The 11,920-nt window shown below is 63.7% G+C and carries 11 protein-coding genes, 1 tRNA gene and 1 pseudogene; 5 read left to right on the top strand and 8 right to left on the bottom strand.

The window, feature by feature from the left end:
• Positions 1-80 precede the first annotated feature (80 nt).
• The 4 genes from H0B54_RS13000 to ruvX form a co-directional block, all read right to left on the bottom strand.
• The gene (locus tag H0B54_RS13000) at positions 81-755 is read right to left on the bottom strand and encodes a calcium-binding protein (RefSeq protein WP_188260668.1); all 675 of its coding nucleotides are present in this window, start codon (positions 753-755) and stop codon (positions 81-83) included.
• A gap of 257 nt (positions 756-1,012) precedes the next feature.
• Positions 1,013-1,903, bottom strand: a complete 891-nt coding sequence (locus H0B54_RS13005; RefSeq protein WP_188260669.1) for a hypothetical protein — start codon at positions 1,901-1,903, stop codon at positions 1,013-1,015.
• A gap of 268 nt (positions 1,904-2,171) precedes the next feature.
• Entirely contained in the window at positions 2,172-3,101 is a 930-nt protein-coding gene (locus H0B54_RS13010) for an AEC family transporter (RefSeq protein WP_188260670.1), read from the bottom strand.
• A 7-nt stretch (positions 3,102-3,108) separates the two neighbouring features.
• On the bottom strand, positions 3,109-3,657 hold the full coding sequence (gene ruvX / locus H0B54_RS13015) for a Holliday junction resolvase RuvX (protein WP_188260671.1): 549 nt from the start codon (positions 3,655-3,657) through the stop codon (positions 3,109-3,111).
• A 215-nt stretch (positions 3,658-3,872) separates the two neighbouring features.
• Between ruvX and gatC the strand changes: the two genes are divergently transcribed.
• The 4 genes from gatC (at position 3,873) to H0B54_RS13035 (ending at position 9,327) form a co-directional block, all read left to right on the top strand.
• Positions 3,873-4,160, top strand: a complete 288-nt coding sequence (gene gatC, locus H0B54_RS13020) for an Asp-tRNA(Asn)/Glu-tRNA(Gln) amidotransferase subunit GatC (protein ID WP_014198426.1) — start codon at positions 3,873-3,875, stop codon at positions 4,158-4,160.
• Positions 4,160-5,641 (top strand): Asp-tRNA(Asn)/Glu-tRNA(Gln) amidotransferase subunit GatA, encoded by a 1,482-nt coding sequence (gene gatA, locus H0B54_RS13025; RefSeq protein WP_188260672.1) that lies wholly within the window; start codon positions 4,160-4,162, stop codon positions 5,639-5,641. The genes gatC and gatA overlap by 1 nt, the downstream gene beginning before the upstream one ends.
• Before the next feature lie 21 nt (positions 5,642-5,662).
• Positions 5,663-7,114: an Asp-tRNA(Asn)/Glu-tRNA(Gln) amidotransferase subunit GatB gene (gene gatB, locus H0B54_RS13030; protein ID WP_188260673.1), complete on the top strand. Its 1,452-nt coding sequence runs from the start codon at positions 5,663-5,665 to the stop codon at positions 7,112-7,114.
• Between the two features lie 98 nt (positions 7,115-7,212).
• Positions 7,213-9,327 (top strand): PAS domain S-box protein, encoded by a 2,115-nt coding sequence (locus H0B54_RS13035; protein ID WP_188260674.1) that lies wholly within the window; start codon positions 7,213-7,215, stop codon positions 9,325-9,327.
• 26 nt (positions 9,328-9,353) lie between these two features.
• Here H0B54_RS13035 and H0B54_RS13040 read toward each other — a convergent pair whose 3' ends face one another.
• Positions 9,354-9,587 carry a hypothetical protein gene (locus H0B54_RS13040; RefSeq protein WP_188260675.1) on the bottom strand — a complete coding sequence of 78 codons (234 nt, stop codon included), beginning with the start codon at positions 9,585-9,587 and terminating at the stop codon, positions 9,354-9,356.
• A 198-nt stretch (positions 9,588-9,785) separates the two neighbouring features.
• Here H0B54_RS13040 and H0B54_RS13045 point away from each other — a divergent pair.
• Positions 9,786-9,879, top strand: a tRNA-Ser gene (locus H0B54_RS13045).
• Between the two features lie 76 nt (positions 9,880-9,955).
• Here the strand turns inward: H0B54_RS13045 and H0B54_RS13050 are convergent.
• The 3 genes and pseudogenes from H0B54_RS13050 to H0B54_RS13060 all read right to left on the bottom strand — a co-directional run bounded on the left by H0B54_RS13050 (position 9,956) and on the right by H0B54_RS13060 (position 11,905).
• Positions 9,956-11,056 (bottom strand): tyrosine-type recombinase/integrase, encoded by a 1,101-nt coding sequence (locus tag H0B54_RS13050; protein WP_246472515.1) that lies wholly within the window; start codon positions 11,054-11,056, stop codon positions 9,956-9,958.
• A 32-nt stretch (positions 11,057-11,088) separates the two neighbouring features.
• Positions 11,089-11,250 (bottom strand): annotated as a pseudogene (locus tag H0B54_RS30510) (helix-turn-helix transcriptional regulator); the annotation flags it as partial.
• A 73-nt stretch (positions 11,251-11,323) separates the two neighbouring features.
• Positions 11,324-11,905: a BRO-N domain-containing protein gene (locus tag H0B54_RS13060; RefSeq protein WP_188260678.1), complete on the bottom strand. Its 582-nt coding sequence runs from the start codon at positions 11,903-11,905 to the stop codon at positions 11,324-11,326.
• Positions 11,906-11,920: the final 15 nt, after the last annotated feature.

Consider the following 11,920-nt stretch of genomic DNA (forward strand, 5'->3'; position numbering starts at 1 on the left):
GGGGTGGGGGAGGGGGCGGGCCCGCAGGCCCCCCGGGGGGGACCCCCCCTCCCCCCGCAGGGCGCCCGCAGGTTCGGCAATCAGGCTCCGAAGCCGAGAAGCGCGGACAGATCATACGTTGAGCTGCCAACCCTGAGGTATTCGACTTCGGAAATACCCGACGGTGTTCCAGAGTTGTTAAAATATCCGTGAATGATGACTCCGTTATCATTCACAGAATCGGCGGCGTCAGTGGCTGTCATAATGTACAGATCGACGTTGCTAACTTGGAAAAACTGGAGATCGTAGATTGACGAGGCTCCTGAAAATATTAGGAGATCCTGTGTTCCTGGGCTGTAATTGTCGGTGTCATAAATATAAGAGACGCCCCCCAGGTTGGCGTTGTGAAGATAGACGTCATTCCCTTCCCCGCCGTACAGGTAATCCGCTGTACCTGCCGGAGCACCGCCACCGATCAGGGTGTCGTTTCCAAAGCTGCCGTAGATAGTATCCGATCCGGCCTCACCCCACAATTCATCGTTGCCATAATCGCCATCAAGGCGATCGTTGCCGTTGGCACCGTACATGGTATCATTGCCACTTCCCCCGAACAGGTTATCGTGACCGTTTCCGCCATCGATTACATCGCTGTACGGCGTGCCAGCGATTGTATCGTCTCCATCAAAACCATCAATATAGCACGCCTCGTTGGGCGGCGAGGGCCATGAATAGCCAGGGTAAAGATCGTTTCCATTCGATAAGGGGACGTGAATCATTTTCATTCCTTTGTGTACTTGGCGGTCTGTTATTTTCCACCTTTAGGCAGAGATTATGTTTTATCAAAAAACTTGGCCTCGTAAAACAAAATAAAAATATATATTTTAGTTTATTAGCTATCTAATAAAATTGCATTATTCTTGGAAAGTTAAAAGCGGTGACGTCGCCAGAGGATGTGCCCTGGCGACGCTGTTCATGATTCTGGTTTTGTTAATTCATGCAGTGGTGAGTGAATGCGGTAATGGCCTGGCGTGTTCTATAGATACTTGTATATGGTTTCGAGTATTTTTGAGGCGTTGGCTTTGGCATAAGCATCCGTGTTGTTGGTTAAGACCATGCCAAAGACCCCAGCGTCGCCGCCGTTCTTGCCACTTGTGAGGGCGTAGGCATTGGCCGCACTGCCCGGATTCCAGCCGCCCACCGTGTCCAACTGCTTGCCAAGCGCCGAGTTCCTGATTTTGGACAGAGCACTTTGAGCATTCGTGCTTCCATCTTTCAAATCGACCGGAGAGCTGTTTACGCTGGGCTTCATGCTGCCATCAAACAGGATGCGAAGATTTCCGCCACTTTCCGCGCCCTTCTTCGTGAAAACGATATCGAACATGCCGGTGGACCCGCCGCTTTTATTCGTCCACATGCTTTCACCGGTCGTATGCAGCATTTTGGCTACGGCCGGCGGCATTTCCGGTTCGATCAATCCGTTCTTTTCCGCCAGATTCTTTATGGCGGTCAGCGCGGCTCCGCCCGCCGCCCAACTGTTCCCGTCTGCGCTCAAACCGAAAGTCTGGTTGACGAGGCTGCGCACCTTCCCCCGGTATTCGGTGTGCTTTTCCCGCCACTCGGCATGGGCCGACAACGCTTCGGGTGTGAAGAGTTCCGCATCCGCGTTCAGTCCCGGTACATTCTTTGCTGCCGTCGCGGCTTGAGCCAGCGAGTCGGCGGTCACGGAAAACTTGGTCGCGCCGTTCATCTTGAACTGCGCTTCGGCCGACAGGCTGATGGTGTCCTGCGGCTCGGAGGCGGGGGCTCCGCTCTGTGGCGGAGTGGCCGAAGACGAGGCGCCTGCAACCTGGGCATTTCCTGAGCTTTTTCCAGCACCGATCTGCAGCGGAGATTGGGTGTATCCCGAGGTGGCATTGATGCTCATGGTTACCTCGATTGCAAAGAATATCTATCGTGGGTAGAATTAAACGAATGTCCTAACGAATTGTTAATAAGAAAAAACTAATCAGTTATGTATCTAACTAATAAAAATGCATCTATCTGAATGCGTATGGAGGCGTGGTGTCCGATGCGGAAGTCATCCTGTCCTGGTGCCGCTCCGTGACGAAGTCGCGGCATGTATTTTTGAGTTATGCAATAAGGCCCTGAAGGGGAGCGGGTGGCGCCTAGCGAACCCTTAAAAAGCGGCGGCCTCACCCCGCCAGGGCGACGACCAGCGGCAGCGTGGCGGCGGAAGCGAGCGTCTGGACGGTGATGATGCCGGCCACGAGCGCGTGGTCGCCGCCCATCTGCCGGGCCAGTATGTAGGAACTGGCCGAGCAGGGCAGGGCGTTGAACAGCACGGCGATGGTCAGCGGCAGCCCGTCCACCCCCAGCCACAGCCCGGTCATCGCCGTCGCGGCGGGGACCAGCAGCAGCTTCAGGACGCTGGACAGCGCCACGCCGAGCCCGGCGCCGCGCGCCGCGGCGAGGTCCAGACCGGCACCGACCGAGAGCAGACCCATGGGCAGGGCGGCCCGCGCCAGAATGCCCACCACGTCCGCGATCACTGGAATCCGGCCGATCCCGCTCAGGTTCAGGGCGGCGCCGATGGCGACGGCGATGATGATCGGATTGCGCAGGATGCCGGAGACGACCGCGCCGACGCCGCTGCGCTGCGGCGCTCCGTCCGCCACGCACCCATAGCGCACCATCGCCGTGACGCAGAGCAGGTTGACCAGCGGCACCACCACGGCGATGCCCACCGCCGTCAGCGTCAGCCCGGCGGACCCGTAGAGCGCGCTTGCCCCCGCCAGACCCACATAGGTGTTGGGTCGGATCGCCCCCTGGAAGACCGAGGTGAAGGCCGGACCATCCAGCCCGATCGGGCGCCGGACCGCGAGCGCCAGGGCGGCGCCGGCAAAAATCCCCACCGCCATCGTCCCTCCCATGGGACCCATGGACAGGGTGCGCAGATCGGTCCGCGTCAGTTCGTCCACGATCAGGCAGGGAAAGAACAGCAGATAGGTCAGCCGATCGAGCGACGGCCAAGCGGCCTCGGGAATCACGGCGCGACGGCGCAGCCCCTGGCCGAACAGGATCAGCAGGAAGATCGGGGCCAGCGCCCCAGCGATGGGCAGCATGGCGCCGTCAGGCGTCCCCGTCGCTGTCGCCGCCGCCGTCTTCCTCGTCGCGTTCCCGCTGCTCCCGCTCCATGCGGCGGATGTGGGCCAGCGCGTCCAGCGCGCCTTGCAGGATGTAGGCGGCCGCCATCTTGTCCACCACCTCGTCCCGGCGCTTGCGGGTCATGTCGGCCTCGCCGATCATGAAACGCTCCACCGCGGAGGTCGACAGCCGCTCGTCCCAGAAGGCGATCTCGGCGTCCCAGCCCAGCAGGTCGGACCGCTCCATCAGGTTCTTGGCGAAGGCACGGGTGGACTCGGCGCGCGGTCCCTCCGACCCGTCCATGTTCAGCGGCAGGCCGATCACCAGCCCGCCGATCCCGTAATCGCGCAGCGTCCGCGACAGTTCGCGGGCGTCCTGGGTGAACTTCGTGCGCTTCAGCGTGCCGATCGGCGAGGCGACGACGAAGTTCGGGTCGGACACGGCCATGCCGACGGTCTTGGTGCCGACGTCGAGGCCGAGCAGGCGCTGGCCCCGGCCCAAGCGGGCGGCCAGTTCGGGAAGCGTGTGGATCATGCCGCGAACCATAGAAGCCGCAGGCCGGAACGGCAAGCCCGGCGGAGGTGTCGGGCAGGGCTGCCGCACGCGCCGTTCCTTCTCCCGAAGGGGAGAAGGTCGGGCGGGCGAAACGCGATGACCCCGGGCGGATAGCCCTGAATCATTGCGGTGATAGAATTCGGGTGATAGCTTCCAAGCCGTTTTTCCAGACGTTTCGGAAGAGAGTGGAAGGCATGTCGCTCGACAAGGCCACCGTGGCCAAGATCGCGCATCTGGCCCGCATCAAGGTGCCGGACGATGAACTGGATCACCTGGCGGGTGAGCTGAGCCAAATCCTGACCTTCGTCGAACAGTTGGGCGAGGTCGACACGCAGGACGTGCCGCCGATGACCAGCGTGGCCGCGCAAACGCTGCGCCGCCGCAAGGACGAGGTGACCGATGGCGGTTACCGCGACGCCGTCCTTTCCAACGGCCCGGAGACGGCCGAAGGCTTCTACGTCGTTCCGAAGGTGGTCGAGTGATGACCGGTCTTACGCATCTGACCATGGCGGCGGCCCTCGACGGCCTCGCCAAGAAGGAGTTCACCGCGGTCGAGCTGACCGAGGCCCACGTCAAGGCGGTGGAGACGATCCGCCCCCTGAACGCCTTCATCACCGAGACGCCGGAGCAGGCGCTGGCGATGGCCAAGGCCTCCGACGCCCGCCGCGCCAAAGGCGAAGCCGGCCCGATGGAGGGGTTGCCCATCGCGGTGAAGGACCTGTTCTGCACCAAGGGCGTGCCGACCACCGCGGCCAGCCACATCCTCGACGGCTTCAAGCCGGAGTATGAGTCCACCGTCACCAGCAACCTGTGGCGCGACGGCGCCGTCATGCTGGGCAAGGTGAACCTGGACGAGTTCGCCATGGGCTCGGCCAACATCACCTCCTACCACGGCAACGTGGTCAGCCCGTGGAGCCCGGGCGAGGCCGGCAACTGGTCGCGCCAGCTCGTCCCCGGCGGCTCGTCGGGCGGATCCGCCGCGGCGGTGGCCGCGCGCGCCGCGTTGGGCGCCACCGGCACGGACACCGGCGGCTCGATCCGCCAGCCCGCCGCCTTCACCGGCATCGTCGGCATCAAGCCGACCTACGGCCGCTGCTCGCGCTGGGGCGTGGTCGCCTTCGCCTCCTCGCTCGATCAGGCCGGCCCGATGACCCGCACGGTCGAGGACGCGGCGATCATGCTGCGCTCCATGTGCGGCTTCGATCCGAAGGACTCCACCTCGGTCGACCTGCCGGTGCCGGACTTCCGCGCCGCGCTGACCGGCGACATCCGCGGCCTGAAGGTCGGCATTCCGAAGGAATACCGGGTGGAGGGCATGCCCGCCGAGATCGCCGCGATCTGGGACCAGGGCATCGAATGGCTGAAGCAGGCCGGCGCCGAGCCGGTGGAGATCAGCCTGCCGCACACCAAATACGCGCTCGCCACCTACTACATCGTCGCTCCGGCCGAGGCGTCGTCGAACCTCGCGCGCTACGACGGCCTGCGCTACGGCCTGCGGGTCGAGGGCGCCAGCCTGAAGGACATGTACGAGAACACCCGCGGCGCCGGCTTCGGCAAGGAGGTCCGCCGCCGCATCCTGATCGGCACCTACGTGCTGTCGGCGGGTTATTACGACGCCTATTACAACAAGGCCCGTCAGGTGCGCACGCGCATCAAGTGGGACTTCGACGAGGCGTTCAAGCAGTGTGACGTCATCCTGACGCCGACGGCGCCGAGCACCGCCTTCGCCATCGGTGAGAAGATGGACGATCCGATCCAGATGTACCTGAACGACGTGTTCACGGTCCCGGCCTCGCTGGCCGGCCTGCCGGGCATGTCGGTTCCGGCGGGCGTCGGGTCGGACGGGCTGCCGCTGGGGCTCCAGCTCCTGGGCCGGCCCTTCGATGAGGAGACCGTCCTGCGCGTCGGTCAGGTCATCGAGAAGGCTGCCGCCGTCACCGCCACCCCGCCGTTCATGGCCTGAGCCGGACGAGAGAAGAGACCGATGTCGTACATTCAGGGCGAAACGGGCGATTGGGAAATCGTGATCGGGCTGGAGGTCCACGCCCAGGTCATCTCGAACGCCAAGCTGTTCTCCGGCGCCGCCACCGCCTTCGGCGCGGAGCCGAACAGCCAGGTCAGCTTCGTCGACGCCGCCTTTCCCGGCATGCTGCCCGTCATCAACGAGCATTGCATCGAGCAGGCGGTGCGCACCGGCCTGGGGCTGAAGGCGCAGATCAACCTGCACTCGGTGTTCGACCGCAAGAACTACTTCTACGCCGACCTGCCGCAGGGCTATCAGATCAGCCAGTATCTGCAGCCCATCGTCGGCAAGGGCGAGATCGTTCTGGACCTGCCGGACGGCTCCTCGCGCACGGTCGGCGTCACGCGCCTGCATCTGGAGCAGGACGCCGGCAAGTCGCTGCACGACCAGCACCCCGCCAAGACCTACATCGACCTGAACCGGTCGGGCGTGGCGCTGATGGAGATCGTGTCGGAGCCGGACATGCGCACCGCGGAGGAGGCCGGCGCCTATGTGCGCAAGCTTCGCTCCATCCTGCGCTACCTCGGCACCTGCGACGGCAACATGGAGGAAGGCTCCATGCGCTGCGACGTCAACGTGTCGGTGCGCAAGCCGGGCGCGCCCTTCGGCACGCGCTGCGAGATCAAGAACGTCAACTCGATCCGCTTCGTCATGCAGGCGATCGAGTACGAGGCGCGCCGCCAGATCGAGATCATCGAGGAAGGCGGCAAGATCGACCAGGAGACGCGTCTGTGGGACACGACCAAGTTCGTGACCCGCTCCATGCGCTCCAAGGAAGAGGCGCACGACTACCGCTACTTCCCCGATCCCGACCTGCTGCCGCTGGAGCTGGATCCGGCGTGGGTGGAGGACATCAAGCGCACCCTGCCGGAGCTGCCGGACGACAAGAAGGCCCGCTTCATCAGCGAGTACAAGCTGTCGCCCTACGACGCCAACGTGCTGGTGTCGGAGAAGGCCCGCGCCGACTTCTTCGAGGCGGTGGCCAAGGGCCGCGATCCGAAGCTGGCCGCCAACTGGGTCACCGGCGAGCTGTTCGGCTATCTGAACAAGGCCGGCAAGGAGATCGAGGAGAGCCCCGTCTCGGCGGAAAACCTCGGTGGCCTGATCGACCTGATCGCCGACAACACCATCTCCGGCCGCATCGCCAAGGAGGTGTTCGAGGCGATGTTCGAAACGGGTGAGAAGCCCGCCGACATCGTCGAGAAGAAGGGCCTGCGCCAGGTCACCGACACCGGGGCCATCGAGTCGTCCATCGACGCCGTTCTGGCCGCCAACGCCGACAAGGTGGCGGAGTTCCGGTCGGGCAAGGACAAGCTGTTCGGCTTCTTCGTCGGTCAGGTCATGAAGGCGACCCAGGGCAAGGCCAACCCGGCCCTGGTCAACGAAATCCTGATGACCAAGCTGAAAGGCTGATGCACAACGGTTGTGACGCCATACCAGGGGATGGTGCGGCGTCATAACCATTGATTTTGTTCTCCCGTCGGTTTCAAGTGAGGCCGGCGGGAGGCCCAATGATTGCAGATTCGCTGACGGTGGCGCTGCTTGCGCTGTTCTCCGGTCTCCTGGCCGGATTTCTCGCCGGCTTGCTGGCGGCGCGGCGCATGGGGCCAAGGCCCCCAGTGAGGGACCCGGCACTCCCCTCCGTCGCGACGGAAGAACGGTTGCGCGCCATTTTGGACACCGCTCCCATCGGTGTTCTCATCAACACGCGCGACGGGGACAACCTCTACCACAGCCCCAGCGCCGCCACCTGTTTCAAAGTCAGCGGCGAGCAGCTCCAGCGCGACGGCATGTGGCCGCTCTATCATGACCCGCGGGACCGCCGGGCCGCCATCGATCGACTTTACGCCGATGGCCTCTTCGACGGACAGGAGGTGTTGCTGCGCCGCGGCGACGGCGAGACCTGCATGGGTTCGCTGAGTTCGACCGTCATCGACTTCGAGGGGCAGCGCTGCCACATCAGCTGGTTCTACGATTTGACGGAGCAGAAGAAGGCCGACGCGGTTCGCCGCGATCTGGCCGACCGTCTGGAAATGGCGCTGGACGCCACCGGCGCGGCGGTGTGGGACACCGACATTCTACGGGGAACCTGCTGGTGGTCCGACAGCTTTCCACGCATGCTGGGCTACGCCGAGCCGCCGGAGATGCCCGCCGACTTTTGGGATGCGCGCCTGCATCCCGAGGATCGGCAGCGCGTGCTGACCACCATCGACGCCCACTTGCGGGGCGAGACCGCGGCCTACGCCTATGATTACCGGCTGCGCCGTGCCGATGGCGGCTGGATGTGGATCGCCGCGCAAGGACGGGCGATTCGCGACGCCGCCGGGCAGGCGGTGCGCTACGTCGGCATCATGAGCGACATCACCGAGCGCCGCCGGCAGGAGGAGGAGGTCCGCGCCGGCAAGGAGCGGCTGCTGCGAATCCTGGAGGCCAGCCCCATCGCCGTGAACATCACGCGCCGCGACGGCCTGCTGGTGTTCTGCAACACGCAGTCGGAAATCATCCTTGGTCGATCGCGCGACGACCTGCTGCCGATGCCCGCCGAGCGGCTGTACGCCGATCCGGCGGACCGTCAGGCATTGATCGACCGTTTCGAACGGGAAGGCCCCTTCCGCGACGCCGAGGTGCGCTTCCGCAAGCCGGACGGAACGATTGTCTGGGTGTTGTCGAGCTGGGGGGAGATCGAGATGGACGGGGAGCCGGCGCTGTTGACTTGGCTCTACGACATCAACGACCGCAAGGCGGCGGAGGCCGCGATGGTGGCCGCCCGCGACGAGGCGGAGCGCGCTCTCGCCGAACTGCGCGCCGCCCAGGAGAGCCTGATCCAGGCGGAGGCCATGGCCTCGCTGGGGCAGTTGGTTGCCGGGGTGGCGCATGAGATCAACACGCCCGTCGGCATCGGTCTCACCGCGGCCAGCCACATCGCCGAACAGGCCCGCGACCTGCGCGTCCGTTTCGATTCGGGCACGCTGAAGAAAACCAATTTGGCCGAGTATCTGGACACCGTGACGGAAGCCGCGCGTCTGCTGGTGTCGAACATGAACCGGGCGGCGGCGCTGGTGCAGAGCTTCAAGCAGGTGGCCGTGGATCAAACCTCGGGCGAGCGCCGCTCCTTCGATCTGCGGACTTATGTTGACGAGGTGCTGTTTTCTCTACGGCCTCGGCTGAAGCGCACGCTGGTGACGGTCGAGGTGGACTGTCCGGAGGGGTTGGAGATGGACAGCTTCCCCGGCGCGCTGAGCCAGGTCCTGACCAATCTCGTGATCAACGCGCTGATCCATGCTTATGGCGAGGACCAGCGGGGAACCATCCGGATCGCGATCCGTACCGACGACGACGATCATGTCGTCATCGATTTTTCCGACGACGGGTCCGGCATTCCTGAAGACCATCTGCCGAAAGTCTTCGACCCCTTCTTCACGACCAAGCGTGGGGAGGGCGGTTCGGGGCTTGGGCTGCACATCGTGCGCAGCACCGTGACGGGCGTGCTGGGCGGTACGGTCGCGGTGCGGTCGGTGACCAGGCAGGGCACGGGCTTCACCCTGCGATTGCCGCGCCGCATCGCGCGGGAGTCCGCCTTGACGGCGGTCCTGCTGCCCGAACCGGGGCCGGCGTTTCCAGTCTGACGGAGGCTGGGGACCAGAGGACCGCCTCAGGCGTGGAGGTCCTGGAACTGCAGATGCTTGGGCCGGCGGCCGCGCCGCTTGGGTGCGGCGAAGGAGGCGGAAGCGCCGCTTTCGCCTTGCACTTCGGCCTTCAGTTCCTGAACGCAACGCAACAGCAGTTCCTTTTCGCGCAGGTCCTCACGGTCGGTGATCTCCAGACAGCTCAGCTTGATCTCGACCAGATCGATCAGCGTTTCGGCGCAGCGGCGTGACAAGCTCATGGCGTCCCCCTGACCAAGGATTGCTATCGCGTTCAGGTGGTAAGCTACCTCCATTTTTCTAAAAAGTATATAAAATTTTATATAGATTTCGTTCCTTTCGGCCTTGTTCCAAATTTTTGGCGAGTAAGCGTTGACAGGCCCCACCCGGATCGTTAGAACGCACCCACGCCAGCGGCGCCACAGAGCGCCGACCCGGTAGGAGGGGTGGCCGAGAGGCTGAAGGCGGCGGTTTGCTAAACCGTTATAGGGGCTCAAACCCCTATCGTGGGTTCGAATCCCATCCCCTCCGCCACTTCCTTTCGCATCAATAAGTTAGCGATAGTTCAGCCGGCATTTCGAAGGCTACAACCTTCGTGAAACCGTTGCAGCTATGCCAACTTCTGTGACACCCCTCCCCCGATGCGCATCACCCGTTGCCGGGTCGCAGGGTCGACATAGTCGAGGTACATCTCGGTCACCTTCACTGATGAATGGCCGAGGATAAGCTGCAAATCGTAGATGCTCCCCCCGTCGCGCAGGTAGTTCACCGCGAAGAGGTGCCGTAGGTCGTGCAGGCGAAACGACAGTGGTTCCAAGCCCTTATCAGCTTTTTTGGCTGCTGCGTTGATCCTGTTCCGGATTTGGATATGGCGGGACGCTACGTTTCGGAACGGCTGGCCGTCGTCGTGCCAGAAAACGTACTGGGATTTGATGTGGTGGGGTATGACACCCAGTATGACACCGGCCTGATGGCTCAAGGGAACCACCCTCGCGCGCCGACCCTTCGTCCTGGTGAGGATGATGCTGGACCCGTCGGTGGCGATCTGTGGGCGTGTTAGGCCGACCGCCTCCGCTTCCCGCATGCCGGTGGCGGCAAGGAAGCGAATCAGGGCGGCCCACGTTGGCTTCACGTTGGCGCAGTACCGCTCGATCTCGGCCGCGGTCGGCAAGGTGATGGGCTCCCGCCGCTCTTTGATGTGCGACCGATCCCAAGTCCGGGCCGGGTTGTCGTCGCGCCAACCCCAGCCGACGCAGGCATGCAGAACGCTCGACAGGGCCGTCAGGTCGCGACGCAGGGTCGCGTTCGTCGCGGCCCGACGCTGCTTCGACCAAGTTACGATCTCGCCGATCGTCTTATGGGCGATTCGCTCGACCGGCAGTTCCTCCAGAGGCACGCGCTTGCCCGCCGTCGAATCGGTGACGACAGCCGCCGCGATCTGGCCTATGGAGACGGCATAGCGCTGTGCCGTCGTGTCGTCGACGTTGTCGGGCAGGTACTCCTTCAGCCATTTGCCCACCGCCTCGGGCCAGGAGTGGAGGTGGCCGCGCAGCTCCGCTAAGCGACGGTCGCGGCGGGAGACCGCTTCCGCTTGATCCTTTGTTCGTAGACTTTCTCGTATTGGCTGGCCATCGATCTTGAGCCTGAGGTACCAAGTCCCGTCGACTTGGTATAGGTTCCTGTCGTCGGCAGCCGTTGGCTGCTTAGGCATGTCGTAGCATCCTCACGAAGTTTAATCCAACGCCGCACCTCAGACTCGACGAAGGTCCAGGTACCCCCTTCGACGAGTTGTGCGGCACTGGGGATTTTGCCCTGTTTGGCGAGCAGCTGCACAGAGCGTTTGGATAGGCCGGTGATGGCGGCGACGCGATCGGCGCGGATACGCTCGGCCCCGGGGTGGTCCATCTACACCCCCACCAGCGGCTGCAGGTTCTCCCACGGCGCCGCGGCCAAGCGTACGGGGCCGCAATCCTGAGCGTCACGCATCGCCGTCACTCCCGCCACCATCGCCCTTTTCCGGATCGTCTTCGCCCTTCCCACCTTCCTCCGAAGGCTTCCTGAACAGGTCGCGCTGCCGCGGCGGAAGGCGCATGCCCGGCACGATGGGAAGGTTCATCTCGACCCAAAACTGCCTTCCGGCCTCCTTGCCCCAAAGGTGGGTGCCGGTGCGAACGGCGCCGAGACGCTGATGGAAGGGCTGCTCTGCCGGCGCAGAGTCCGTCTCGTCCTTCGCTCCCATGGTGTAGGAGCCGGTCTTGCGGATGGACGGCAGGACTTTGGCGGTCACCCACTTCTTGAACCGCTTCGCCGCAGGCTTGCGGCTGGTCAGGATCAGGCTGTAGAGGCCTGACTCGTTAATGATGGTCAACTGCTGTTCGCCGCCAGGGGTGTCGATAATACCGACACCCTTCTCGTCATCGTCCAGACGGCTGGCGGCGTCACGGTTGTTGCCGATCTCCAGAACGTGGCACACGTCGGCCAGCACGAATCTTGGCGACCCGTCCATGGCGATGATGCGAACGGTCATTCCCTCGAAATTCAGGGGGGTGATGTGGTTCATGATCTGGTCTCTATG

Origin of the sequence: Azospirillum tabaci (assembly GCF_014596085.1) — a bacterium.
Lineage (GTDB): Bacteria > Pseudomonadota > Alphaproteobacteria > Azospirillales > Azospirillaceae > Azospirillum > Azospirillum tabaci.